General features: G+C 61.5%; 23 protein-coding genes. 11 read left to right on the top strand and 12 right to left on the bottom strand.

The features are described 5' to 3' along the window. Positions 1–157: 157 nt before the first annotated feature. The 4 genes from ACP7BS_RS28725 to ACP7BS_RS28710 form a co-directional block, all read right to left on the bottom strand. Entirely contained in the window at positions 158–742 is a 585-nt protein-coding gene (locus ACP7BS_RS28725) for an IMPACT family protein (protein WP_426240821.1), read from the bottom strand. Positions 743–1,059: 317 nt separating this feature from the next. Further along, positions 1,060–4,755, bottom strand: coding sequence for a trifunctional transcriptional regulator/proline dehydrogenase/L-glutamate gamma-semialdehyde dehydrogenase (gene putA, locus ACP7BS_RS28720; protein ID WP_426240820.1), 3,696 nt, complete (start codon positions 4,753–4,755; stop codon positions 1,060–1,062). Between the two features lie 188 nt (positions 4,756–4,943). Continuing rightward, positions 4,944–5,258, bottom strand: coding sequence for a YkgJ family cysteine cluster protein (locus ACP7BS_RS28715; protein WP_426240819.1), 315 nt, complete (start codon positions 5,256–5,258; stop codon positions 4,944–4,946). A 166-nt stretch (positions 5,259–5,424) separates the two neighbouring features. Then, entirely contained in the window at positions 5,425–6,231 is an 807-nt protein-coding gene (locus ACP7BS_RS28710) for a phosphodiesterase (protein ID WP_426240818.1), read from the bottom strand. Between the two features lie 333 nt (positions 6,232–6,564). Between ACP7BS_RS28710 and ACP7BS_RS28705 the strand changes: the two genes are divergently transcribed. Further along, complete coding sequence (locus tag ACP7BS_RS28705; protein ID WP_426240817.1) at positions 6,565–7,599, top strand: proline racemase family protein; 1,035 nt, start codon at positions 6,565–6,567, stop codon at positions 7,597–7,599. A gap of 134 nt (positions 7,600–7,733) precedes the next feature. Here ACP7BS_RS28705 and ACP7BS_RS28700 read toward each other — a convergent pair whose 3' ends face one another. After that, on the bottom strand, positions 7,734–8,624 hold the full coding sequence (locus ACP7BS_RS28700; protein WP_426240816.1) for a tetratricopeptide repeat protein: 891 nt from the start codon (positions 8,622–8,624) through the stop codon (positions 7,734–7,736). 223 nt (positions 8,625–8,847) lie between these two features. Between ACP7BS_RS28700 and ACP7BS_RS28695 the strand changes: the two genes are divergently transcribed. Continuing rightward, entirely contained in the window at positions 8,848–9,471 is a 624-nt protein-coding gene (locus tag ACP7BS_RS28695) for a FecR family protein (protein ID WP_426240828.1), read from the top strand. Positions 9,472–9,477: 6 nt separating this feature from the next. Here the strand turns inward: ACP7BS_RS28695 and ACP7BS_RS28690 are convergent, their stop codons facing one another. Both ACP7BS_RS28690 and ACP7BS_RS28685 read right to left on the bottom strand, forming a co-directional pair. Continuing rightward, positions 9,478–11,331 (bottom strand): CHASE2 domain-containing protein, encoded by a 1,854-nt coding sequence (locus tag ACP7BS_RS28690; protein WP_426240815.1) that lies wholly within the window; start codon positions 11,329–11,331, stop codon positions 9,478–9,480. A 4-nt stretch (positions 11,332–11,335) separates the two neighbouring features. After that, a complete protein-coding gene (locus ACP7BS_RS28685) occupies positions 11,336–12,040 on the bottom strand; it encodes a Crp/Fnr family transcriptional regulator (RefSeq protein ID WP_426240814.1) in 705 nt (234 codons plus the stop codon). 293 nt (positions 12,041–12,333) lie between these two features. Between ACP7BS_RS28685 and ACP7BS_RS28680 the strand changes: the two genes are divergently transcribed. After that, positions 12,334–12,717, top strand: a complete 384-nt coding sequence (locus ACP7BS_RS28680; RefSeq protein WP_426229369.1) for a DoxX family protein — start codon at positions 12,334–12,336, stop codon at positions 12,715–12,717. 73 nt (positions 12,718–12,790) lie between these two features. On the opposite strand, the gene ACP7BS_RS28675 is transcribed toward ACP7BS_RS28680, so the two are convergent. Next, positions 12,791–13,219 (bottom strand): RbsD/FucU family protein, encoded by a 429-nt coding sequence (locus ACP7BS_RS28675; RefSeq protein WP_426229368.1) that lies wholly within the window; start codon positions 13,217–13,219, stop codon positions 12,791–12,793. Next, positions 13,219–14,451: an ROK family transcriptional regulator gene (locus ACP7BS_RS28670; protein ID WP_426229367.1), complete on the bottom strand. Its 1,233-nt coding sequence runs from the start codon at positions 14,449–14,451 to the stop codon at positions 13,219–13,221. Before ACP7BS_RS28670 ends, ACP7BS_RS28675 begins: the two co-directional genes overlap by 1 nt. 300 nt (positions 14,452–14,751) lie before the next feature. Between ACP7BS_RS28670 and ACP7BS_RS28665 the strand changes: the two genes are divergently transcribed. From ACP7BS_RS28665 to ACP7BS_RS28630, 8 genes are all read left to right on the top strand, one after another. After that, positions 14,752–15,777 carry a sugar ABC transporter substrate-binding protein gene (locus ACP7BS_RS28665; RefSeq protein ID WP_426229366.1) on the top strand — a complete coding sequence of 342 codons (1,026 nt, stop codon included), beginning with the start codon at positions 14,752–14,754 and terminating at the stop codon, positions 15,775–15,777. 104 nt (positions 15,778–15,881) lie between these two features. Further along, positions 15,882–16,940 (top strand): ABC transporter permease, encoded by a 1,059-nt coding sequence (locus ACP7BS_RS28660; RefSeq protein WP_426229365.1) that lies wholly within the window; start codon positions 15,882–15,884, stop codon positions 16,938–16,940. Beyond that, positions 16,940–17,728: a sugar ABC transporter ATP-binding protein gene (locus ACP7BS_RS28655; RefSeq protein WP_113246859.1), complete on the top strand. Its 789-nt coding sequence runs from the start codon at positions 16,940–16,942 to the stop codon at positions 17,726–17,728. The genes ACP7BS_RS28660 and ACP7BS_RS28655 overlap by 1 nt, the downstream gene beginning before the upstream one ends. A 2-nt stretch (positions 17,729–17,730) precedes the next feature. Further along, positions 17,731–18,360: a nucleoside triphosphate hydrolase gene (locus ACP7BS_RS28650; RefSeq protein ID WP_426240827.1), complete on the top strand. Its 630-nt coding sequence runs from the start codon at positions 17,731–17,733 to the stop codon at positions 18,358–18,360. Between the two features lie 308 nt (positions 18,361–18,668). After that, a complete protein-coding gene (gene pyrC, locus ACP7BS_RS28645; protein ID WP_426240813.1) occupies positions 18,669–19,721 on the top strand; it encodes a dihydroorotase in 1,053 nt (350 codons plus the stop codon). Between the two features lie 201 nt (positions 19,722–19,922). After that, positions 19,923–20,489, top strand: coding sequence for a glyoxalase superfamily protein (locus ACP7BS_RS28640; protein WP_426229363.1), 567 nt, complete (start codon positions 19,923–19,925; stop codon positions 20,487–20,489). 88 nt (positions 20,490–20,577) lie between these two features. After that, a complete protein-coding gene (locus tag ACP7BS_RS28635; RefSeq protein ID WP_426240812.1) occupies positions 20,578–21,276 on the top strand; it encodes an orotate phosphoribosyltransferase in 699 nt (232 codons plus the stop codon). A gap of 73 nt (positions 21,277–21,349) precedes the next feature. Beyond that, positions 21,350–22,276 carry a carbohydrate kinase family protein gene (locus tag ACP7BS_RS28630; protein WP_426240811.1) on the top strand — a complete coding sequence of 309 codons (927 nt, stop codon included), beginning with the start codon at positions 21,350–21,352 and terminating at the stop codon, positions 22,274–22,276. 129 nt (positions 22,277–22,405) lie between these two features. Here the strand turns inward: ACP7BS_RS28630 and ACP7BS_RS28625 are convergent, their stop codons facing one another. The 3 genes from ACP7BS_RS28625 to pgi form a co-directional block, all read right to left on the bottom strand. Then, complete coding sequence (locus tag ACP7BS_RS28625) at positions 22,406–23,446, bottom strand: glycosyltransferase family 4 protein (protein ID WP_426240810.1); 1,041 nt, start codon at positions 23,444–23,446, stop codon at positions 22,406–22,408. A 184-nt stretch (positions 23,447–23,630) separates the two neighbouring features. Next, a complete protein-coding gene (locus ACP7BS_RS28620; RefSeq protein WP_426240809.1) occupies positions 23,631–23,873 on the bottom strand; it encodes a DUF6894 family protein in 243 nt (80 codons plus the stop codon). Between the two features lie 136 nt (positions 23,874–24,009). Next, positions 24,010–25,635 (bottom strand): glucose-6-phosphate isomerase, encoded by a 1,626-nt coding sequence (gene pgi / locus ACP7BS_RS28615; RefSeq protein ID WP_426240808.1) that lies wholly within the window; start codon positions 25,633–25,635, stop codon positions 24,010–24,012. Between the last annotated feature and the right edge of the window lie 566 nt (positions 25,636–26,201).

The raw sequence follows: 26,201 nt of genomic DNA, 5'->3' as shown, positions 1-26,201 counted from the left end.
ATCCCGCCCCATCCGGGCGGGAAAACTCTGTTTACCCGCTGTTTCTATTCCGAATATGACAGGCTGGCCAGCAGCCAATCTTTCGGCAAGATGGGATGGGAGGAAAAATAATTCTTGTTTTCAACGCGTTATCGAAAGTGCGCTGAAGCGGTATCCATCAATCGTCCAAGCGGAGGACTGCGCGGCCACGGCTGAGATCAAGGATCATCGCAGTGGCTGCCTGAGCCGCGCCCCTGGGGATTTGCAGGGTAAGGCTGGCGCCTGTACCGGTAAAAGCTTCCGCGCTGATCAGCGCGCCCAGCCCGGCGAGTCGCGCCTTGATCAGGGCCAGATCGGAAAAGTCGCAATCGACGGTGGCCTCGACCGTCTCGATGACCTCTATCTTCTCCGCAGCACGCAGGCACATCGCCGCCGTGCCGCCATAGGCCCGGATCAGGCCGCCGCTGCCCAGCAGCGTGCCGCCGAACCAGCGGGTGACGACAACGGCGATATGATCGAGGGACTGGCCGTCAATGGCCTGCAGGATCGGCTTTCCCGCCGTGCCGCCCGGCTCGCCGTCATCGTTGAAGCGATAGGTCTGGCCGATGCGGAAGGCCCAGCAATTGTGGTTCGCCGTCAGGTCGGAATGTTCGGCAATGAAGTCTTTTGCTGCCTGCTCGCTGGGCACGGGGCCGCAGACCGCGAGAAACCGGCTCTTCTTGATGTCCTGAGTGTAGGTTTCGATGCGTTGAAGCGTGAACATTGGCCGGCCCGTTTGCGCGGTGATAGCGCATCGGGCGGTGTGGTGCCAAGGGATGCCATTTTTCGGGGGCTGCAGTGGGGTGGCGACCCCACTCTCCGTCATGCTCGCCCTTGTGGCGGGCATCCAGTCACCGCGTGTCGGCGCGGTGGGAGAACTGCCTTATAGAGAGAACAGGAGTCTTTGGCGCCGCAGACGCGGCACCGCTGGATTCCCGCCACAAGGGCGAGAATGACGGGGAGTGAGGGCGGCTCGCCAAACCAAACCGAGCTATCGGGGAGGGGAAGCTTTGCGAGCTTTCATCCGGGCGGCACGTATCCTCACCCGATCGACATCAGGCTTGCATTGCCGCCGGCAGCCGCCGTATTGACGCTGGTGGAAACCTCCTCGAGCAACCAGTTCAGGCAATAGGCATCGGGGTTTTTCGAAAGCTCTGCCGTCGACGCTGCCTGGACCAGGACCAGTGGGCCGGGAAGGGTGGCGATCTGCTTGTTGACGGCGCGGATACGCTCTGCCTCACCTTCGAGCAAAGCGCCGGCAAAGGGTACGTCCATGCGCCAATCGGCGGTGAAGGACACGCGGGCGGCGACCGTGGTGGGCAGCGATGCCAGCGCTTCCTTGAGGCCGGATGCCGTATCGACCACGGCGGTATTGCCGGTTGCAAAGACGGCGGCAAGCTGGCGGTAGAGGCCATCGGCAGTCTGCGGCACCAGCAGGATTTTTCCGCGCGCATGCAGGGCGTAGAGGTTGAGTTCGCCGACCGGGCCGGCAAGCTCGGTGGTGAGGCCGAGCGCCGATTGGCTGCCGGTTTCGCGGGCGTCCTGCGCCTGCGTTCTCAGGCCTTTGCTATCCAGCCACTTGGCGAAATCGAGCAGAACCGGATCGGTATGCACCGAGCTATGCTGCGGCGGCACCGGCGGCGTCGTGACGAGACGGCCGAGATAAAGCGGGCCGCCGGCTTTCGGGCCGGTGCCGGACAGGCCCCGTCCACCAAACGGCTGGACGCCGACGACGGCGCCGATGATGTTGCGGTTGACGTAGAGATTGCCGGCTTTCACGCGGCTGGTGACATGCGCAATGGTTTCGTCAAGACGCGTGTGCAGGCCAAACGTCAGGCCATAGCCGGTGGCGTTGATATCATCGATCAGCCGGTCGAGATCATCGCGCTCGTAGCGCAGCACGTGCAGGACCGGGCCAAACACTTCGCGCTTGAGGTCGGAGAGCTGTTTCAGCTCGATGATCGTTGGCGGCACGAACGTGCCTTCAGCGGTCGCAGCCGGCAGCGTGATCTGCTCCACCTTGGCGCCGATGCCGCGCATGGCTTCGACATGCTTTTCGATAATGCCCTTGGCTTCCGCTGATATGACCGGGCCAACATCGACAGCCAGGCGGTCGGTGCGGCCGATATCGAGTTCATGCAGGGCGCCCTTCAGCATGGTCAGCACACGGTCGGCAACATCGTCCTGCAGGCAGAGTACGCGCAGCGCCGAGCAGCGCTGACCGGCGCTGTCGAAGGCAGAGGCGATGACATCGCCGACGACCTGTTCGGCAAGGGCGGATGAGTCGACGATCATGGCGTTCTGGCCGCCGGTTTCGGCAATCAGCGGGATCGGCTTGCCGGAGGCGGACAGGCGATCGGCAAGCTGGGCCTGGATCAACCGGGCGACTTCCGTCGAGCCGGTGAACATCACGCCGGCAATGTCGGGCGCGCCGACAAGGGCAGCACCGACGCGGCCGTCACCCGGCAGCAGTTGCAGCGCTTCTGCAGGGATGCCCGCCTCATGCAGAATACGAACGCCTTCTGCGGCAATCAGTGGGGTTTCTTCGGCGGGCTTGGCCAGCACCGGATTACCGGCGACCAGCGCTGCGGCGATCTGGCCGGAGAAGATGGCGAGCGGGAAGTTCCACGGGCTGATGCAGACGATGGGCCCTAGCGCCTGATGCGCAGGGCCGAGCGTGCGGGTCGCCTGTTCGGCGTAATAGCGCAGGAAGTCGATGGCTTCGCGGACTTCGGCAATGGCATTGGGCAGCGACTTGCCGGCTTCGCGAACGATCAGGCCGAGCAGTGTCGGCATGCGGGCCTGCATCAGACCGGCGGCGCGCACCAGGCATTGGGCGCGCTCGGTGGGGGAGACGGCGCTCCACTTGGCACCTTCGGCAAGCGCGATCTCGACGGCCCGGCGGGCATCGTCTTCGGCGGTCTCGACGACGGAGCCGACGACATCGCGGTGATCGCCGGGATTGAGCACCGGGCGGCTCTCGCCACGTAGCGTCTCGGCGCAGAGATGCGGGGCGGCGGTCCAGTCGATCGCAGCGCTGGCCTTCAGGGCCTCCGACAGCATCGACAGCGAAGTCTCGTTGGAGAGATCGAGACCGGCGGAATTGCTGCGTCCGGCATAGAGATCAGCCGGCGCCTTGATCTGCTCGTGCTGCGCGCCCATCACCGGCATGGCGGGGACGGTATCGACGGGATCGGCGATCAGCTCGTCGATCGAGACGGCCGGATCGGCGATGCGGTTGACGAAGGAGGAGTTGGCGCCGTTTTCCAACAGCCGGCGGACGAGATAGGCGAGCAGCGTCTCATGCGTACCGACAGGCGCGTAGATGCGGCAGGGGCGGTCGAGATTGGCCTTGCCGACCACTTCGTCATAGAGCGGCTCGCCCATGCCATGCAGGCACTGGAATTCGTATTTGCCGACCTTGAAATCGGGACCGGCCATTTCGTAGATCGTTGCCAGAGACTGGGCGTTGTGGGTGGCGAACTGCGGGAAGATCACGTCGGTCGCATCCAGCAGCTTGCGGGCGCAGGCGATGTAGGAAATGTCGGTATAGATCTTGCGGGTATAGACCGGGAAACCGTCGAGGCCGTCGATCTGGGCGCGCTTGATCTCGGCATCCCAGTAGGCGCCCTTGACGAGACGCACCATCATCCGGTGGCCGGAGCGGCGGGCGAGATCGATGATGAAATCGAGCACGAACGGGCAACGCTTGCCGTAGGCCTGGACGACGAAGCCCATGCCGTTCCAGCCGGAGAGGGCCGGATCGAGGCGCAGCGCTTCGAGCAGGTCGAGCGACAGTTCCAGCCGGTCGGCTTCTTCGGCATCGATGTTGAGGCCGATGTCATAGCTTTTGGCGATCAGCGCCAGCGCCTTCACCTTCGGCAACAGCTCGGCTATGACGCGGGCCGACTGGGCGCGGACGTAACGCGGGTGCAGCGCCGAAAGCTTGATCGAGATGCCGGGGCCTTCATAGATGCCACGGCCGGCGGAGGCCTTGCCGATGGCGTGGATGGCATTTTCGTAATCGGCATAATAGCGCTTGGCATCAGTGGCCGTGGTCGCAGCTTCACCGAGCATGTCGTAGGAATAGCGGAAACCCCTGGCTTCCAGCGGGCGCGAGCGTTTCAGCGCCTCGTCGATGGTCTCGCCGGTGACGAACTGCTCGCCCATCATCCGCATCGCCATATCGACGCCCCGGCGGATCACCGGTTCACCGGCCCGCGCGATCAGGCGGGTCAGTGCTGCCGAGAGGCTGCGGTCGTTGACGGTCGAAGTGAGCTTGCCGGTGACGACGAGGCCCCAAGTGGCGGCATTGACGAACAGGGAACGGCCGCCGCCGATATGCGAGCGCCAGTCGCCATCGGCGATCTTGTCGCGGATCAGCGCATCGCGGGTGGCAGTGTCCGGAATACGCAGCAGCGCTTCGGCCAGGCACATCAGCGCCACGCCTTCCTGGCTCGACAGCGAATATTCATGCACCAGACCCTCGACGCCGGAGCCCTTGTGCTTGGCGCGCAGCGCCGTGATCAGCTTGCGGGCGGTGTTTTTGGCGTGGGCGCGGATATCGTCGGAGAGTGTTGCGGCAGCGACCAGAGGCGGCAGGCATTCGGTTTCAGGGCGGCGGTAAGCAGCGGTGATGGCCTGGCGCAGCGCGGTCTGTTCGGCGAGTGGTGGGGCAAAATTAGAAAAGGGAGCAGTTGGGGTATCGGTGGTGTTTTGTGGCTGCGGCTGGCTCATCGAAATCGTCCCTTTTCGAAGCTGTCAGGCACACGCGGCGTGGCCCGGAATTCATGGGCGCAAAATAGGGCAGGGGTCTCAGGATGGCTATCCGGTAAAACAAGCCTAATACCGGACATTTCCCCGAATTAAATCCAAAAAACCGTACACTATGCGGTCATATCGAAATCGAACCGGACGATCCCGCGTCAGAGCAAGACTTTCTGAGATAATTTATGGCGCGCCATCAGGCATTCGTCGTCACCCGGCATGCAGGTGCGGCAGACGATCGGGCGCACCGCATAAATCTTGCAACCGACATGGATGCCGAGCTTGCCGTCGAGCGCCGAACAGCGATTGTCCTCGCAGCGCATGCCGCCGAGATCGGCAGAAACATATTCAGCGGGGATGAGGTCCAGCTCCTCGTCTGTTTCCAGCGAAAAACGCGGCCAGTCTTCGGAATAGCTGCAACAGGCGCCACAGCTCTGGCAGTCGAAATCATCGGTGGGAACGGCAAGGGTCATGCGGGCAGGGTAGCGGAAATCATGCGGGAACGGAATGGGGTGGCGTCATCCACGGTCTAACCCTCCCCCTTGTGGGGAGGGTCGTAGCGAAGCGGAGGGGAGGGGTTTCCTTCTTATTTCAAAGAAAAGTCCCCTCCCCAACCCCTCCCCACAAGGGGGAGGGGCTTCAAGCCACCGTCGCTTCCCGCACCGCGATCTCGTAATCCTCCGTATGCACCAGAATGCCCGTGTCCGTCATGATGGCGATGCCGTAGGCGGCGGGTTCGTCGACGGAGAGCGAGGCGTCGGGGGCGTCGAAAGGCATCGGCTGCTGGTGGACGGGGCTCTTGAACACCGAGAACGGAATGCCCCGGCTGGAACCGGAGATGGTCCGGTGAACATGGCCGGCGAAGATATGCAGGACATTGCCCCGGCGCTTCACCACGTCGTAGAAATCCACCTCGTTGATCAACCGCATCAGGTCGATGCCGGTAAACCCGGTGGCGTGCGGCGGGTGGTGCATGAAAAGCAGAACCGGCAAGTCGCCAGCGGTTTCCAGCTGACGGTCGAGCCAGGCGAGGCGTTTGGTGCAGAGGAAACCGGCATGGCTGCGCGGATAATCGTAGGGCGGCGCAAACAGCGTATCGAGGATCACGGCGCGGCAATCCGGAAAGTCGATGACGTACTGTACGAAGCCATCCTCGTCCGTGGCAACGTCCGGAAACACATCAGTGAACGTTTCCCGGTGGTCATGGTTGCCGACGGTGATGGCGAGCGGCGGGATCAACTGGTCCAGCAAGGTCTTCAGCCGCTCGTAGGAGGGCCGGTCGGCGCGGTGGGTCAGGTCGCCCATGATGATCACTCGCTCCGCATCGGCATGGTAGCGGTTGACATGCTCGACGCCGGCGGCAAGCCCTTTGAAAGGATCAAGACCGATGATCGACTGCCCTTCCGGTACCATGTGCAGGTCGGTGAAGATGATCAGCTTCGTCATTTTGCAGAAATCCGATTAAAAAAGAAAACTCTAATTAATGTCGACACGCTGTCGGTGGATGGCGCGTGCGTCAAGCAACATATTTGGGAGGATTCAAATCAGCGCGGGCTTCAAACGGCGCATTCCCATATCCGATACCGTTGTCCCGATGGACGCGATAATGTCGCAACGTCGTTGACGGTCCCGGCTTCGTTCCGAGATTGCAGGGTTTTTCCGTGGCCCGTCCGATAGCGTCTAGGCAAAGTGGGCTGACTGATATATCACAGATTCAGGTCGGTTTTTCGACGTGACGGGCGTTGGTTCTCCCGGGTCGAGGATGCAAGGAGCGATGGGATGAGATGGAAGCGCACGATCCAGTTGCTGGATGTTCATTGCGAAGGTGAAATCGGCAAGGTCGCTATCGGCGGCGTGCCGAAAATACCGGGCAACACCATTGCCGAACAGTTGCATCACATCAACACCGTCGATGACAGCCTGCGCCGGTTCCTTTGCCTGGAACCTCGCGCTGCGTCGATCGGGTCTGTCAATCTTCTGGTGCCGCCGAAGCGGCCGGAGGCGGATGCCGGCTTTATCATCCTGCAGGCCGATCAGGCGCATGCGATGTCCGGCTCCAACTCGATCTGCGTCACCACGGCGCTGCTGGAATCCGGCATTGTCGAAATGAAGGAGCCGGAAACGGTCGTCATGCTCGATACCGCGGCCGGTCTCGTCAAGGCGACGGCAACCTGCCGGGACGGCCGATGCGAGCGCGTCAAGCTCACCATGGTGCCGTCCTTCGTGCATGAGCTGGATGTCGAGATCGACACCCCGGATTGGGGCCGCATCAAGATGGACATCTGCTATGGCGGCATCTTCTATGCGCTGGTCGATGTGGCGCAGATCGGCACCACGATCGAAAAGGCCAATGCCCGCAAAATTGTCGAGGCCGGCATGATCCTGAAGGATCTGGTCAACCGCACCATTCCCGTCGTCCATCCGGAAATCCCCGAGATCAAGGGCGTCGCCTATGTGATGTTTCGCGATACCGAGGCTGATGGCACGGTGCGCACCTGCACGACGATGTGGCCGGGCCGCGTCGATCGCTCGCCCTGCGGCACCGGCAGCTCGGCCAATCTGGCAACGTTGCACGCCCGTGGGCTGGCAAAGGTCGGCGATGTCTTCAAGTCGCGTTCGATCATCGGCTCCGAATTCGAGGTTGGGCTCGAAAGCGTCACGGAAGTGGCCGGGCGTCCGGCAATCATCCCGACCATTTCGGGACGCGGCTGGACCTTCGGCCTGCATCAGGTCGCACTCGACCCGTTCGATCCGATGGCCGAAGGTTTTGCACTCACCGACACCTGGGGCCCGCAGGCAGGCGAAATTCGCTAAGCGAAAAGGTTAGTTTTCGCTTACGGTTTGCTGTTTGAATGTCCGTTGGGACGGGTAATTCAATCCGCCCCAACGGACGGCGCTGGGTTCTCCGGCATGAGCAGGCCGGGGCCTCTTTCTGGGGTACGTTGGCCTCACTTCACACGGCCAGTCTTCGGCATGGCCAGACTTGCCTGTTCGCTCAGTTCGACGCTGCTCGTGGTGGCTGTATCAATCGCCGGCTGGGCGATCTTGCCCTGTGCGAACGCATCGCCCTTTTCCGCAGCCCGGCCGAACATCGCGGTCGCAGCAGAGGCATTGGCTGGCATGCCTTCGCCGCTTTCCAGCATCAGGCCGAGATTGACCATCGCATCGACATTGCCGCGATCTGCGGCCAGCTTGTAGAACTGCGCGGCCTTGCCGTTGTCCTCCGGGATTTGCGTGCCTTCGTCCAGCATGACGGCGAGGTTGAAGGCACCCAGATTGTCCTTGGCGACGGACGCCCGCTCGAACCATTGTGCGGCGAGCGCACCGCTGGCCGATGTTCCGATGCCGTCGCGGTAGGCGACGCCGAGATTGTAGGCGGCGAGGATGTTTCCGGTGGCGGCCGCCTTTTGATAGAGCGCAAATTCCGCTGCACGGTCGCCGCGTTCGCCGAGCATCACGGCATAATTCACCATCGCGACCGCATGGCTTCCTTCGGCCGCCTTTTCCAGCATCGCCATGGCCTGCCCGCGCTGGCCGGCGGCATGGAGCACGCGGGCAAGCTCAAAGGTCTGGCGCGGCCCGCTGCCCTGGTTGTAGGCTTCGCGGCAAGCCGAAAGGGCGATGCCGATGCGGATATCCTCGGTCGCCACGGGACGAAAGGCCAGGTTGCGTTGCAGGTCATGTTCGCTGCCGGCTTCCGCGTCGCATTGGTCTGCCGGCAGCAATGCCGAGGCGGCGCGGGCGGGGGGAATGGCGATCGCTGCAATCGAAACCAGGCTCACGACGGTGAGCAGGATGGCATTGACGGCCGAAATGCGCTTGCTGGGTCCGTTTTTCATGGCGTTCTCCTTGGCGTTTGTGTCACCCTATGGCGCGGGCCGGGCCGGCGCTGTTCCCCGGGAAACAGCGCCTGGAGCCGCCGGGCAGGAGGATGGGGATCACGCCGGGCAAGAGCGAAATCCGAGGGGGACGTCAGACGTCTCAATCGCGGAAACGGGTTTTCGCCGGAAAACCGGATTGTTTTGGACAAGGAGCAAGGACATGACGCCAGACATTCAAGTGCTGCGGCAAAGCCTGATCGGGCGGCGGGCATTCATTGCCGGTTGCGCGCTGGTCGCAGGCGGTCTTGCTGCCATACCGACCCAGGCAAGCACGGTGATCGGCAAGGCATCGGACGTGCGTGGCAAGGTCAATCTCAAGCGAGCGGAAAAGCAGGAAGGGTTGGCGACAGGCGGGCAGATCATGGACAATGATTTTGTCGCCACCGGCAGCGACAGTTTCGCCGACCTGGCGCTCGTCGGCGACACGCGAATTCTGCTCGGCAGCAAGACGGAGCTGCTGCTCGACAGCTTTATCGCCGGTCAGGGCGGCACGATGGAACTCGGCATGGGTCAGATGGTGTTCGACCGGCCGGAAGGCCTGCCGAAGATCGATCTGGCGCTGCGCACCACCTTCGGCATGATCGGCGTGCGGGGTACGAAGTTTTTCGCAGGCCCCAATCGCGGCGTCTTTGCCGTTTTCGTCGAACATGGCCAGGTGGCGGTCGATGCCGGCGGCGTCCGGCGGCTGGTCAATGCTGGAGAAGGCATCGAGATCGCCAAGCCCGGCGATGCGCCGAACAAGACCGTGAAGTGGAAGGAAGCCCGGATCGTCGAGGCCTATGCCAGTGTCGGCTTGAAGCGCTGATAGCAGTCAGGCTTGGCTGGTGAACAGTTCCATCTCGCCAAAACCGCGGATTTCGTGCATGCCGACCGAGCGCAGGGTGCGGCCGCTCTCGACGGCGGCCTGCGGGCCGATGCAGATGGCGGTCCCGAGAAACTTGTTGGCCTCCTGAAGCCGGGCTGCAAGATTGATGCAGTCGCCATGCGCCGTGTAATCCAGCTTGCCGCCGGCGCCGACCTCGCCAAGCACGGCAATCCCCGTTTCGATGCCAATCCGGGTGCGGCCGAACTGGTGCTCGGCAAAACCCGGACGCTGCCGCATTTCCTCCGTCAGAGCCCGGATTGCTTCGGCGCAGTCGATCGCCTTGTTGACGTGATCGTTCAGGTCCTCCGGCGCATTGAAGAAGGCATGCACGGCATCGCCCACCACCTTGTCGACCATGCCCCCATAGCGCGCCACCAGGCCGTTGACCTCGGCATAGTAGATATCGAGCAGGGTGACGAGATCGCGCGGCGCCAATTTCTGGGATAGCGTCGAAAAGCCTTCGATATCGGTAAACAGCGCAGTCACCGGGCGTTCTTCTCCCACCCGGTCGTCATCCGGATTGTCGATATAGCGGGCGACGACGGATTGCGGCAGGTACTGCGAGAATTTGCTGCGCGCTGTCGATTCCGCCCGCCGGACGCGGGCGAATTGCAGCGTGCTGGTCACGACAAGTACGAAGATCAGAGCAAGGCTGATGCCGACGGCATCGACCAGCAGCGCGGACCCTGCATAGATCGCCGCAGCAGCAGCGATCGTGGCCGAGATTGCCAGAATGCCGAGGGCAACGGAGGTGACCGGCCGCAGACGCGTGGTGACGAAGGCCACCAACAGCCCGCCGATCAGGGCCAGTGCCGCTTCGAACAAAGGAAGCTTTGCCTGCCTTTCCGGGATGAAACCGGTCAGCACCGCATTGGCGATGTCGGCATGGATCTGCACCGATGGTTCCAGCGGCATGGAGGCGGTTGAGCGCAACCCGCCGAGATTGGGCAGGCTGCTGCCGATCAACACCGTCTTGTCCTTGAAGCGCGTGTCCGCAACGCCGCCGCTCAAAACATCGCCTGCCGACACCGTGCGTGCCTCGATGGCTGCAATGGGGCTCGCGGCAAAACGCAGGCTACCGTCCTCATCCAGTTCGATCAACCGGCTCTCAAGCTTCAGCCAGGCGGGTTGTCCGCCGAGGATCGGCGTGTGTCCACCCTCAGCCAGGCGCGCAGCTTCAAGCCCCAGTGCCGGATAGGCGTCGTTGCCGATGATCGAATAGGCCTGCACCCGGCGGATGCGGGCATCCTCGTCGCCGACCAGAAAGGCGGCGGCTGCCGAATGCGACGCCGTCTGCAGGAAGCTGCAGGAGGCTTCCGCGGCGTTGATGAACCAGAGATCGGGAATAGTGACCGGTTTGCGGACGGCAACTGGCGGCACCGGCGCGGGGTGTTCAGGTCCGCCATCGGCGATCAGGAAACCGAGAATGACCGGCACGCCGGAAATCGCCTGTGCCAGAGCGATATTGGATGGTTCCGCCGGATCGCAGGCCGTGCTGAAGATGAAGTCGATGGCAACGGCCCTGGCTCCGGCCTTGGACAGTCTGGACAGAAGCTCGGCCGTCTCGGTCCGGCCCCAGGTCTTGTCCGTCGACTGCTGCATCGATTTACGGTCGACGTCGATGACGACGATCTCTGCGGATTGTGGTGCGGGGACCCATTGGGTGAGGGAATCGAAAAACTGTTCCCGCTGCGTTTCCAACGCCGGTCCACCGTAGAAGAACAGCAGCAATGCGCCGAGAAGGCTTGCGGCTGCACCCGCAAAAAGCGGCCTGATCCGGGACAGGCGGAAACTTTTCAACGGGTTATTCCTCTTCCGGTTCCGCGATCTTCTGCAGACGGCCAATATGGCAGGTGATGACACCATCGAGCCGCTTGATCGCAGCACTTTCCTCCAGCGCCAGAATGGCCCGGTTCACCTTGGGACGGCTGGCGCCAAGTATGCCGGCAATATCCGATTGGCTGAGCGTGATGCGCAGATTGGCGCTTTCGGGTAGCTCGTTGCCGTGAATCTGCTTCAGCGTCGCCAGGAAGAACCGTGCCACGCGGGCGTGCAGATCGTAGAGCGCGATGGTTTCCAGCCGGTCCGTCGTTTCGCGCAGCTGCAGGCAGAGATAGCGGATGATCGACGCGGCGGCGTTGGGTGTATGGGTGATGAAGTCGAGGAAGGATTTCTTGCTGATGACATAGCCTTCGGTTGCGGTGATCGCGGTCGCATCGGCGGAGCGGGGCTGGTTGTCGAGAATAGCCATTTCGCCGAAGAGCGCGCCCGCCTCGATATGGCGCAGCAGCAATTCGCGGCCTTGGGGCGTGATGAGCGACAGCTTGATGCGTCCGGACAAAACGGCAATCATGTAATTACCTTCATCGCCACGCTGAAAAATCACCGTTCCCGGTGTCCATTTACGATAGATCGCAAGTGCTGCGATCGCAGAAATCGTCTCCTTGTCGAATTCCTCGAAAATCGGAAAGGAACGCCAGAAGGCCGGACTCTTGTTGATCTCGCTCATTTGCTTCCCCGTCCGCCAATGCATTGCTTCCCCGCCGAAATTCTTCTCGCAGTCTTCAAGGCGTTGCAACAAAAAATACGATCGAAACCGCAATGTCCGGGGATATGCTGGCGATAGTCGAGTGGATTCGCCGTCGCAATGCTGCTCTACCTGCGTGACCGTTTACTCGGTTGACGATCTATGTGGGTCGTCTACTTATTGTGAACGATCTGTCTCCGGCCCATGGGCTGGATGAATTTGGAATTGCTGATAAATCTGTCGCCAACAATGAACCCAAACCGGAGTCTCTTCCAATGCCGCAGAATGCAGTCCTCCTCGTCGCACGTATCCTTCTTTCCATCCTCTTCATCGTCGCCGGTTACGGCAAGCTCACCGCGCTCGGCGGCACCGCCGGCTATTTCGGCAGCATGGGCCTGCCGCTCCCCATGGTCACGGCCATCATCGTCACCGCTGTCGAACTGCTCGGCGGTCTCGCCATCCTCTTGGGCCTTTTCACCCGCCCGGCCGCCTACATCCTGGCGCTCTTTTGCGTTGCCACGGCGTTTATCGGTCATGGTGATTTCTCGGTTGCCGGCAACGACATCCACTTCATGAAGAACCTTGCCATGGCAGGCGGCTTCCTGTTCGTCGCCACGTTCGGTGCCGGTGCTCTCTCGGTCGATGCCAAGCGCGCCTGATTGCTGATTAGTCGATAAAAAGCCCGCCGATTGGTAAGTCGGCGGGCTTTTTCGTGTCTGTCGTTCAAGGCAGTCAGGAGTAGATGACGCCCTTGCGCAGGATGACATTGCCATAAAGCCGCGGTTCGCTGGTCTGGACGACGGTATGGGCGGCGCGGACCCGCGGATAGAATTCCGGCCCCAGCAGCGGCGCGACCGCCCTGTCCGGTTCGTATTTGGCGCAGCAGGCGATAATGTCCCGATGCACCGGGTCGAGCGCATCGCGGTCCTGCTTCACGGTGGCGCGGAAAATGGCCGACGGCACGAAATCGTCGATCGGCAGCAGGCTGAGGATTGCGTCGAGAACCGGGATCAGATGATGCCCGTCGAGCCGGATCAGCCGGCGGCCGTGTTCCTGCCCCGGATAGTTGCCATCGACCAAAGCAATTTCATCGCCGTGGCCCATGGCGCGCAGTGTCGCCAGAAGCTCGGGGCTCAGGAGTGGGTTTAGACCTTTCAGCATCAGGCTGTTTCCTTGAAAAGAACGTTGGTATCGATGAGGTAGCGCGAGAACAGCGGCAGGCTGGCGCCGCCGATGGCGCGGGCTTGGGCGCCGACCGCCCCCTCGATGATATCTGGCAGGATGACGCCCTCGAGATCAAGGTCGCCGGCCGCGTTGCGGATTGCCGCGACGATGCGCTCGCGCACCCAGCCGGGAAAACCGCCGTCGATGACGGCGGCGCCGAAATCGATGATCGAGGCGGAGGAGACGATGGCCTGCGCCAGCGCCGCTGCGGTCAGCTGGATCCAGGTTTCCAGCGGCTCGCCGAAATCGATCCATTCATCGGCCGAATACCAGAGGGGTTTCGGGTCGATGCCTTTCTCGCGCAGCAGATTTTCGAGCACAAAGATCGAGGCGATCTTCAGCAGCTGCTGTGGCTTGCCGTTCTTGTCGGACACCTGCAGCGGGCCGACGGCGCCGGCCGTTCCGGAGCGGCCGGAAAACAGCGCCGAGTTGAGCACGATGCCACCGCCGATGAACGAGCCGATATAAAAATAGATGAAATCCGGATAGGAAGAACCGACCCCGAAGATCAACTCGGCGCCGCAGGCGCTGGTGGCGTCGTTCTGCATCAGCACCGGGTGATGGGTGCGTGCCGCCACCTCGTCGCGCAGGTCAAAACCGCGCCAGCTGTTCATCGCTTCACGCGGAGCGCCGGTCTCCTCGGCCCAGCTCCACAGCTGGAAGGGAGTGGCGATGCCGACGCCGGCGATGCGCGCGCGCTGCTCTCCGGTGAGCATTTTTTCAAGTTTCGGTATGCCCTCGACGATGAAAGATAGAATATCGTCCGGCATCGGATAGGCGTGCGTCTGATGCAACTGCAGGCGGATATTGCCGACGAAATCCATCAGCACGAGATCGCAACTGCGCCGGCCGATCTTGACGCCGTAGGAATAGACCGCATCCGGGTTGAGCCGCATCGGGATGGAAGGCTGGCCGACGCGGCCGCGCACCGGCTCGCCGCGAATGAGCAGGTCGTCTTTCTCAAGCGCCCGCATGATGACGGTAACAGTTTGCGCCGACAGGCCGGAACGCCGGGCGATATCGGCTTTCGAGAGGCTGCCGTGGCGGCGCACCAGCGACATGACCAGCCGCTCATTATAGGCGCGCACGCGGGTGAGATTGGCGCCGCCCCCCGGGTCGAAGACGTCCGGAACGGTCGATGCACCGCCGGAACCGGCTTGTGATGTCATGCCCGTTTCCTCCTAAAGCGTGATTTCCTATCCGGACTGGGTTGTTCCGGACTGGCCTCCTGGTCACGCCTTTCACTTTGTTTCTTGGGTGCATTGCAACCACGAGAGGCGCATGCACATTTTCTGCGCAGAGAATGGCACAGATTTTTAATAATTCAATTTGATTTATTTATTGACAGGATTTTGTTTTGATGTTTGTTTTGTGTCCGGAAGCGCCACCCGCTCAGAGGAGATGATGCGGTGGGCGAAGCCCGACGGGCCGGTTCGCCGGTGCCATTTTTCAATCCTTGGGAGGATTTCATGAAGAAGACTATTGTTTCCGCCGCTCTTGGCGCCCTGGCGCTCGGCGTCGTATTTTCAGCCCCTGCCCAGGCCGCCGATGTTTCGGCCTGCCTGATCACCAAGACCGATACCAACCCCTTCTTCGTCAAGATGAAGGAAGGCGCCGAAGCCAAGGCCAAGGAGCTCGGCGTTGACCTGAAGTCCTACGCCGGCAAGGTCGACGGCGACCATGACAGCCAGGTTGCAGCCATCGAGTCCTGCATCGCCGATGGCGCCAAGGGTATCCTGATTGCTGCTTCCGACACCAAGGCCATCGTCGATCAGGTCAAGAAGGCGCAGGACGCCGGTCTTCTGGTGATCGCGCTCGACACCCCGCTCGATCCGGCAACCGCTGCCGACGCGACCTTTGCGACGGACAACCTGCAGGCTGGCAAGCTGATCGGCGCCTGGGCCGCCGCGACGCTCGGTGACAAGGCCAAGGATGCCAAGATCGGCTTCCTCGATCTCGTGCCGTCGCAGCCGACTGTCGACGTTCTGCGCGACCAGGGCTTCATGATCGGCTTCGGCATCGATCCGAAGGATCCCGCGAAGATCGGCGACGAAGACGATGCGCGCATCGTCGGCCATGACGTGACCAACGGCAATGAAGAAGGCGGCCGCACCGCCATGGAAAACCTTCTCCAGAAGGATCCGGACATCAACGTCATCCACACGATCAACGAACCGGCCGCAGTTGGCGCCTATGAAGCGCTGAAGGCCGTCGGCAAGGAAAAGGACGTCCTGATCGTTTCCGTTGACGGCGGTTGCCCCGGTGTGAAGTCGGTGGCTGAAGGCGTTATCGGCGCGACGTCGCAGCAATATCCGCTGCTGATGGCCTCGCTCGGCATCGAAGCCATTGCCCAGTATGCCAAGGACGGCACCAAGCCGAAGCCGACTGCTGGCAAGGACTTCTTCGACACCGGCGTTGCTCTCGTCACCGACAAGCCTGCCAAGGGCGTCGAGTCGATCGACGTCAAGGCCGGCACGGACAAGTGCTGGGGTTGATGCTCTAGGGCTTTGAGCACAGAATGAATATGGAAGGGCGGTTTCAGGGCCGCCCTTTTCAACAACCGGTTGGTAGGCCGGGCTCTTGGGAGGGAGGCGTTGTCATGACAAGCGTCCAGGAATTCGAAAAAACACTCGATCAAAGCGACAAGTCGGTCGCTTCATTCGAAGATCGTTCGCCGCTGCGGCGCATTCAGCATTTTCTGCATTCGACACCGGCCGCCATTCCGGCGATCGTGCTGATATTTTCCATTATCGTGTTCGGCGTCCTGAAAGGTGAGCGGTTCTTTACGGCCGGCACCTTGACGTTGATCCTGCAGCAGATCGCCGTCGTCGGTATTTTAGGCGCGGCACAGACGCTGATCATCCTGACGGCGGGTATCGACCTGTCGATCGGCGTGATCATGGTGCTTTCGGCGGTGGTCATGGGCAATTGCGCCGTGACCTACGGCCTGCCGGCACCATTGGCCATTCTGGCGGGTTTCGTCACCGGTACCGTCTGCGGCATGACCAACGGTTTCCTGGTCTCACGAATGAAGTTACCGCCCTTCATCGTCACTCTGGGAACCTGGAACATCATCGCGGCAATCAACTATATCTACTCGGCCAACGAGACCATTCGCCGTGCCGACATCGAAACCGCTGCACCGCTGCTGGGTCTGTTCGGCGCCAGCTTCAAGATCGGCTCGGCCGTCTTCACGCTGGGCGTGATCATGATGGTGATCACCGTGGTGGCACTCTGGTATGCGCTCAACCACACCGCCTGGGGACGCCACGTCTATGCGGTCGGTGACGATCCGGAAGCGGCGGAACTGTCGGGTATCCGGGTCAAGGGCGTGCTTCTCGGCGTCTACGGCCTTGCCGGGGCGATTGCAGCTCTTGCTGCCTGGGTCTCGATTGGCCGCAACGGCTCGATCTCGCCGTCCTGGGCGGTCACGGATTACAATCTGCAGGCCATTACGGCAGCGGTGATCGGCGGCATCTCGCTGTTCGGCGGACGCGGCTCGATCCTTGGCACTCTCTTCGGCGCGCTCATCGTCGGCGTGGTGTCGATGGGCCTCAACATGCTCGGCGCCGATCCGCAGTGGAAAGTCCTGTTGACCGGTGTCCTCATCATTACGGCTGTCGGCGTCGACCAGTGGATCAGAAAGGTAGCAGGCTGATGGAACCTCTTCTCACCGCACCCCTCTTGACGGCAAGGGGTATCGTCAAGCGCTATGGCCGCGTCACCGCGCTGGACCAGTCCGATTTCGACCTCTATCCCGGCGAAATCCTCGCCGTCATCGGCGACAACGGTGCCGGCAAATCCTCGCTGATCAAGGCGATCTCGGGGGCTGTCCATCCGGACGAAGGCGAAATCCGGCTTGACGGCAAGGTCGTCAACTTCCGGTCTCCGCTGGAGGCACGCGAAGCCGGCATCGAAACCGTCTACCAGAACCTGGCGCTTTCGCCGGCGCTGTCGATCGCCGACAACATGTTCCTCGGCCGCGAGATCCGCAAAGCCGGGCCGATGGGGTCGATCTTCCGCATGCTCGACCGGCCAAAGATGGCCAAGATCGCCCGCGACAAGCTTTCCGAGCTTGGGCTGATGACGATCCAGAACATCAACCAGGCGGTAGAGACGCTGTCCGGCGGCCAGCGCCAGGGCGTTGCGGTTGCACGGGCTGCGGCCTTCGGCTCCAAGATGATCATTCTTGACGAGCCGACGGCAGCCCTCGGGGTCAAGGAATCGCGCAAGGTTCTCGAACTCATCCTCGACGTGCGCTCCCGCGGCCTGCCGATCGTGCTGATCTCGCACAACATGCCGCATGTGTTCGAGGTGGCGGACCGCATCCATATCCATCGGCTTGGAAAGCGCCTCTGCGTTATCAATCCGAAGGACTATACGATGTCGGATGCCGTCGCCTTCATGACCGGCGCCAAGGTGCCGCCTGAGGCCGCCGCCGCATGACCATGACGCTTGCCGCCATCGCGGATAGCATTGTCGAAAAGGCGGGCACGTCGCCCCGCTTCATCGTCGCCATTGCCGGCCCCCCCGGGGCCGGCAAGTCCACGCTTGCCGATGCGCTGCAGGAAGAGTTGACGCGCCGCGGCGAAAAGTCCGCCGTGCTGCCGATGGACGGATTTCACATGGACAACGGCATTCTCGAAGAGCGCGGCCTGCTGAAACGCAAGGGCGCGCCGGAGACTTTCGACGTCCGCGCCTTCATCGATATCGTTTCGGCGGTGCGCAGGACGGATGAGGAGGTTCTCGTCCCGGTATTTGACCGCTCCCGCGAAATCGCCATCGCGTCGGCCAGGCCGGTATCGCCTGAAACACGGATCATTCTGGCGGAGGGCAACTACCTGTTGCTCGACGAGGCACCCTGGTCGCGGCTCGACGGCATGTTCGATCTGTCGATCTTCGTCGGCCCACCTTATGCGGTTCTGGAAGATCGGCTGCGGCAGCGCTGGGTCCACTATGGGCTGGATGCTGCCGGCATCGAATGGAAGCTCTACGGAAACGATCTGCCGAACGGCAAACGGATCATCGACAATTCGCGTGCTGCCGATATCGCCATCGAGTTTTTCGAAACGGCCTGATCGCGCCGATCCTCCATTGTTTCCGTCGCTGAAATGATGCTATCGGAACCTCAATGCTGGTGGGCGGAGCTCTTTCTCTCCGTCATTCCTGTGCTTGTCACAGGAATCCAGCCGCCCAAGTCCTTGGGCGACGAGAGTCTTTGACCCGACAGACGTCGGGTCGCTGGATCCCCGCCACAAGGGCGAGGATGACGGAGGGTGGGGCATTCGACCGAGCGAAACAATGACGCCACGTCTCTGTTTCAGCTTCATTTGTATGCCTTGGCTCTGTGTTTTCAGAAATTTATGAGTGCCTGGAGATATCCGCCATGAGCCAACAGCCCGTCACCGAACTGACGATCCGCCGTCCCGACGACTGGCATCTGCATCTGCGCGATGGCGGTATGCTCAAGGGCGTCATCGGCGATACCAGCCGCCACTTCGCCCGCGCCATCATCATGCCCAATCTCGTGCCGCCGGTGGTGACGACTGCCGATGCGTCCGCCTATCGCGAGCGCATCATGGCCGCATTGCCGAAGGGCGATCGTTTCGAGCCGCTGATGACCCTTTATCTCACCGAGGGCACCAATCCGGATGACGTCGAGGCCGGTCATGCCAGCGGCCTGATCAAGGCCGTCAAGCTCTATCCGGCCGGTGCCACCACCAATTCGCATGGCGGCGTGCGCAACTTCGAAAACGCCATGCCGGTGCTGGAGCGCATGGCCAGGATCGGCCTGCCGCTCTGCGTCCACGGCGAGGTGACGACGCCCGAAGTCGATATCTTCGATCGCGAAGCCGTTTTCATCGAAACCGTGCTGGAGCCGTTGCGCGCCCGCCTGCCGGAATTGAAGGTGACGATGGAACATGTCACCACCAAGGACGGCATCGACTACATCAAGGCGTCCAAGAGCAATCTTGCCGGTTCGATCACCACCCATCACCTGATCATCAACCGCAACGCCATTTTGGTCGGCGGCATCCGCCCGCATTATTACTGCCTGCCGGTCGCCAAGCGCGAACTGCATCGCCTGGCGCTGCGGTCCGCAGCTATATCCGGCGACGGCCGCTTCTTCCTCGGCACCGATTCAGCCCCGCATGTCGATCCGTTGAAGGAATGCGCCTGCGGCTGCGCCGGCATCTACACCTCGATCAACACCATGAGCTGCCTTGCCCACGTGTTCGAGCAGGAAAATGCGCTGGACAAGCTGGAAGCCTTCACCTCGCTGAATGGCCCGGCCTGGTACGGTCTGCCGGTCAACGACGAGACGATCACGCTGCGCAAGCAGGCGGAGGCGGTGACGTTCCCGGAAAAGATCGAGACGGAGGCCGGCACGGTCACGGTATTCGATCCGATGTTCCCGTTGCATTGGCAAGTGGTCTGAGCGATCCGGCTTGATAGCGAAGAAAACTTCGCCTAACACTGTCGCTGGCCGGATGTGGCCAGCCGCCCCGCAGTGCTCCGGCACGTATGGTGAATGCATCCCACCTAAAACCTTTCTCATCCTTGCCTTTGGCGTTGATGGCGAACGGGTCAGCAGAGCGGGCACTGATCGTCCTGTTTGCCGCCACACGGAGGATGAACCATGCGCGATTTTCGCGATGCGAAACTGATGGCAAAGGTGCTCAGACAGGCCTTTGTGGATCGCAATACCAGTCTTTCCCACAGCGAAGCCCTTGAAATCGTCGCCGGCCAGTTCGGCTACGATCAGTGGAATATCCTGTCGGCAAAGATCGATGCGGTGGAAAAGCCGACGCAAAAACAGGACGGTCATGTCGGCATCAAACCGCCGATCCCGATCTTCCGCATCTTCGACGTGGCCAAGGCGATGGAATTCTACTGCGGCTTTCTCGGCTTCACGCTCGATTGGGAACATCGGTTCGGCGACAATTTCCCGCTCTATTGCCAGGTCACCCGGGAAGACATGATCCTGCATCTGAGCGAACATGCCGGCGACGCAAGCCCCGGCGCCCGCGCCTTCGTCCGTGTCGGGGATGCGGCAGCATTGCAGGCGGAACTGGCGGGCAAGAACTACCGCTACATGAAGCCGGGCGTGAAAAAGGCGCCTTGGGGGCTGGAGGTCGAGGTGATCGATCCCTTCAACAACCGCATTACCTTCTGCCAGCAACAGGGCGAGAACCAGAACGATTGATTTCGGCGGCGCCTCCACCTCTGGCATTGCACGGCCCGACCTGCTATGCGGCGGGGGATAAAAATCCCGAGCTGCAGGAGCCCCGCCGATGATCCAGACATCCTTTCCCGACAAGGCCGTGATGGCCGGACTCGTCGCCAAGATGCTCTGGGAAATCAAGGCGGTGCATTTCAGTGCCGACAAGCCCTACAAGCTGGCGTCCGGCATGGCGAGCCCGGTCTATATCGATTGCCGCAAGCTGATCTCCTATCCGCGCATCCGCTCGGCAGTGATGGATTTTGCCGCAGCCACCGTGCTGCGCGAAGCCGGTTTCGAGCAGTTCGACGTCATTGCCGGTGGCGAAACGGCGGGCATTCCGTTTGCGGCCATGCTGGCCGAACGCTTGGCGCTGCCGATGATCTATGTCCGCAAGGCCCCGAAGGGCCATGGCCGCAATGCGCAGATCGAAGGCCATATGCCGGAAGGCGCCCGTGTCCTCGTCATCGAGGACCTGACGACGGCCGGCGGCTCGATGTTCAAGTTCATCGACGCCATCCGCGCAGCCGGCGGCGTGGTCGATCACGGTATTGCCCTGTTCTACTACGATATCTTCCCGCAGGCTCGCGGCGAGATGCAGGACAAGGGCGTCACCCTGCACAATATCGCCACCTGGCGCGATGTGCTTGATGTCGCCAAGCAGCAGAAATTGTTCGACGAAAAGACGCTGTCCGAGGTCGAGGCTTTCCTCAACGCACCGCTCGAATGGTCCGGCCGCAATGGCGGCGTCAGCGAGCTTCCGGCAGCCTGAAAACGGCGCTGGAATTTTTGCGCGGTTTGGCTTAAATCGATTGAAATAAATCACTGAAGGGGAGGACGTCGTTGTGATCGTTTGCTGTGGAGAAGCCCTGATCGACATGCTGCCGCGCCAGACGACGGCGGGCGAAACGGCGTTTGCTCCCTATTCCGGCGGCGCGATCTTCAATACGGCCATCGCGCTCGGGCGCCTTGGTATCCCCACCGGCTTTTTCACCGGTCTCTCCGACGACATGTTCGGCGATATGCTGCGCGAGACGCTGAAATCCAGCAATGTCGATTTCGCTCCCTGCGCGACCCTGCCGCTGCACACCACGGTCGCCTTCGTCAAACTGGTCAACGGCTCGGCAACCTATGCCTTCTTCGACGAGAATACGGCAGGCCGGATGATCACCAAGGACCACCTGCCGGCACTTGGCGATTTCTGCGAGGCGCTGCATTTCGGCGCCATCAGCCTCATCCCTGAACCGTGCGGATCGACTTACGAAGCGCTGATGACCCGCGAATATCAGAAGCGGGTGATTTCCTTCGATCCGAACATTCGTCCCGGCTTCATCAAGGATGCCGAGGCCCACAAGGCCCGCATGCTGCGGATGGCTGAGATGTCCGACATCGTCAAATTTTCCGACGAGGATCTCGACTGGTTCGGCGAAGAAGGCACGCATGACGAACTGGTGGCCAAATGGTTGCAGCGCGGCCCCAAACTCGTCGTCATCACCAAGGGCGCCGATGGCGCCGATGGTTATACGTCGCGTGGAAAGGTCTCGGTTTCGGGCGAAAAGGTCGATGTCGTCGATACCGTCGGTGCTGGCGATACGTTCGACGCTGGCATCCTCGCATCGCTGAAGATGAACAATCTCTTGACCAAACAACAGGTCGCCGATCTCAGCGAAAGCGCCGTCCGCGACGCGCTGACGCTTGGTGCAAAGGCCGCCGCCGTCACCGTCTCACGCGCCGGAGCAAACCCGCCGTGGAGCTACGAGATTGGGCTTTAATCCACCTCCCCCTTGAGGGGGGAGGTCGTCGCGAAGCGGCGGGTGGGGGTGACCACCGTGGACACACTATGATCTATTGGGGGATGTCGAACATCACCCCACCCCGGCACGACGTGCCGACCCTCCCCCTCAAGGGGAGGGTAAGAGAACGCGCCCGGCAAAGGCGCTGCGGGGGACACCGGCCAGATTGGAGAGAAACTGGCGGGCGCATTCGCTCCAGCTGAAGGTCAGCGCCTTTTGCCGCGCCTCCTCGCGCGACAGCGTCAACGCGGCAAGGGCCGCCTGTCTGAGATCGCTAGACAGCGCGCCGCTACCATCGCCCAGAATGTCCTTCGGTGCCGTCACCGGAAACGCCGCGACCGGGCAGCCGCTGGCGAGTGCTTCCAGAATGACATTGCCGAATGTATCGACCCGGCTCGGAAAGACGAAGACATCCGCCGACGCATAGAGCGTTGCCAGTTCCGTGCCCAGGCGTTTTCCTAGAAAATGCACATCCGGATACCGTTGCCGTAACGCCGCGAGATCAGGCCCGTCGCCGACGACAAGCTTGCTGCCGGGCAGATCGAGATCGAGGAAAGCAGGCAGGTTCTTCTCCACGGCAACGCGTCCGACATTCAGGAAGATCGGGCGGGGAAACGGAAGGTCCTGACGGCGTGCCGGATCAAACAGGGTGGTATCGATCCCCCGCGTCCAGCGCTTGATATTGTGAAAGCCGTGGGCGGCCATTTCCGTTCCGAGCGAAGCGGTCGCCACCATCATGCCATTGCCGGAATTATGAAACTGGCGCAGCCACCAGTAGCTCCAGCTTTCCGGGATGGGCAGCCGGGCGCTGACGAATTCGGGAAACCGGGTGTGATAGCTGGTCGTGAACGGCAGCTTCCGGCGCAGACAAATGCCCCGCGCCACAAGACCAAGCGGCCCTTCCGTCGCGATATGGATGTAGTCCGGCGCCACCGCGTCGATCTCGCCCGCCACCTGCCGCCGCATCGGCAGTGCCAGCCGGATATCGGAATAGAAAGGCAGCGGAAAGGTCGCAAAACGTTCCGGCGTCAGGAAGTGGATGGCAATGCCCTGTTCCTTCAGGGACCGGGCGAGCTCATCAAGCGTGCGCACGACGCCATTCACCTGCGGATGCCAGGCATCGGTGACAACGAGAACGGTTTTTTCCATAAGAGGCCTCGACGGGGGCTTTGCCACCTGCCGGAAAGAACCGGCTGACCTCGAATCAGGTGACGGCTGCATTTGGCCCGTTTGATCATGCTCTGATGACAGGCGGATGATCGGCCGTGTTGACGAATGGCGGGATTGTTTTCTTCGAAGAAAGGGGGAGGCAGGAAGGGTGTCGCCTTGGCGCTTACCGTCCGATCAACGCCAGTTGCTCATATCCGCGGCCGGCTGAAGCGGCAACGATAGCCAGGACAGGCCCTTCGAAGGTGCGCACATGGACGGTGAGCGAGCGATAATCGCTGTCGCGGCCGATCTTGTCGGCAATTCTCTGGCCGTAATAGACGGCGGAACCGACGTCGAAATGATCGACGCCGTCTTCATCGACAACCTGTTCGCCGTCGAAATGCAGATCGAAGAAATAGTGTTCCACGTTATGCCCCGAACCCGTGCGCCGCTGGAGATGTCTCCGGCTTGAGGACGCGAGTTCAGGGATATCGCATTGTGTCCGAATACAGGCTGAATTGCGCGTTCAGCCTGTATTCATCGCTGTCCTGCGGCGCTGGCCGTTATTTCGCAGCCTTCAACAACGCGGCAACCAGTCCGGCGGTCGAGCTATCATGACCGGCCGCGCTTTCCTTGCCTTCGACGACCGGCAGCAGGCCCGTCGCCAGTTCCTTGCCGAGCTCGACGCCCCACTGATCGAAGGAATTGATGTTGAACAGCGCGCCTTCGACGAAGACGCGGTGTTCGTAAAGGGCAATCAGTCGGCCGAAGGTAAAGGGTGTCATCTCGTCATAGACGAGGGTCAGCGAAGGACGGTTGCCGGTAAAGACGCGGTGCGGCGCGATACGCTCGATAAAGTCCTTGTCGAGACCTTTCGAGGCCATCTGTGCCTTGGCTTCCGAAAGTGTGCGGCCCTTCATCAGGGCTTCCGACTGTGCCAGGCAGTTGGCCATCAGCAGCTGGTGCTGGTGGCGTAGATTGGTCTCGTGGCCGTTGGCGGCGATCATGAATTCGGCCGGGATGATGCTCGTGCCCTGATGGATCAGCTGGTAGAAGGCGTGCTGGCCGTTGGTGCCTGGCTCGCCCCAGACAACCGGGCCGGAATTGCCCTCGACCGGTGTGCCGTCGAGCGTCACGCCCTTGCCGTTCGATTCCATGTCGAGCTGCTGCAGATAGGCCGGAAACCGCGACAGGCGCTGGTCGTAGGGCAGGATGGCGCGGGTGGCGTAGCCGAGCACGTTGCGATGGTAGAAGCCGAGCAGGCCGAGCAGCATCGGGAGATTTTCGCGTAATGGCGCCGTGCGGAAATGGGTGTCGATCGCGTGGGCGCCGGCCAGGAACTCGCCGAATTTCTCCTTGCCGACGGCAATCATCAACGGCAGGCCGATCGCCGACCAGATCGAGTAACGGCCGCCGACCCAGTCCCAGAAGCCGAAGATGCGGTCCGCTTCGATGCCGAACGCGGCGACCTTGTCGAGCGCGGTCGAGACGGCGCAGAAATGATGGCCGACAGCCTTTTCGCCGAGCTTTTCGGCAATGAAGGCGCGTGCGGTCGCGGCATTGGTCATTGTCTCGATGGTGGTGAAGGTCTTGGAGGCAACGATGAACAGGGAGGTTTCAGCGTCGAGCAGCTTCAGCGTGTCGGCGATATGCGCACCGTCGATATTGGAGACGAAATGCAGTCGGGGACCGTCGTGATTGGGTGCCAGCGCCAGCGTCGCCATGACCGGGCCGAGATCGGAGCCGCCGATGCCGATATTGATGACATCGGTGATCTTCTTGCCGGTCGCGCCTTTCAGCGCGCCCGAGCGGATGCCGTCGGAGAAGGTGCCCATAGCCGCAAGCACGGCGTTGACATCCGGCATCACATCCTTGCCATCGACCAGAACCGGCGTGTTAGACCGGTTGCGCAACGCGGTATGCAGAACAGCCCGGCCTTCTGTGATGTTGATGATATCGCCGGCAAACATCGCATCGCGCTTATCCGTGACCTTGGCCGCCTTGGCGATTGCCTCCAGCCCGTCCAGCACCTTCTCGTTGACGGCGCATTTCGAATAGTCGAACAGCATGTCGTCGAGCGTCACGCTGTATTTGGCGAAACGCTTGGGATCACTGGCGAAAGCAGCCCGGATATCTGTTGCGTTGGTGTCGGAAACGGTGGATTTCAGCTGTTCGACAAGCGCGCTCATGGCAGGGTTCCTTGCATTGCGGAAGGGTTGCGATAGCTAGTCGCTTTGCCCTTAGCAAATCAAGAGCGTGCTTATAAAAAGCCGCGCCATGTGTTTTTCCTCGCTGGGAGGAAAACACCTTTAGATTGCAAAATCGTCAGCTTGCAATAGTATTTGACGCATTCGAGGCCGAAAGCAGCAACGTCACGCCAGCTGGCGCATCCGGGCGGATGGGCTTCCCGGACTGTAGCAGGACACAGCCCTGTCCTCGAATGTGGAGGTGATCTATGTGGTTCCGACCATTTAGCGTCACGTTTGGCATAAGAAAAACCCGCACGAGCTGGTTAATCACCGTGCGGGTCCAATTCTTTAACTAAGCAAACGATGGCTGGAGTTCACGCTCCAGTCATCACTCCCCCAAAATAGAGGTTTTGCGGCGTTCTGACAAGTGATTGCGGAATCTACCCGCGGCCGTGAATCCAAGTTAACGGTCAAGCGGCGATGATATCGGCCATGTATTGAGGGTTTCGTCCGGCTTTGTTTCGTCTCAGTTTGATGCTTCGCTTGTCTTTATGGCTTCGAACCAT

Origin of the sequence: Pararhizobium sp. DWP1-1-3 (assembly GCF_049896125.1) — a bacterium.
GTDB lineage: Bacteria > Pseudomonadota > Alphaproteobacteria > Rhizobiales > Rhizobiaceae > Pararhizobium.
The sequence above is the reverse complement of the archived record's forward strand: the minus strand, read 5'-3'. Positions and strand labels throughout refer to the sequence as shown.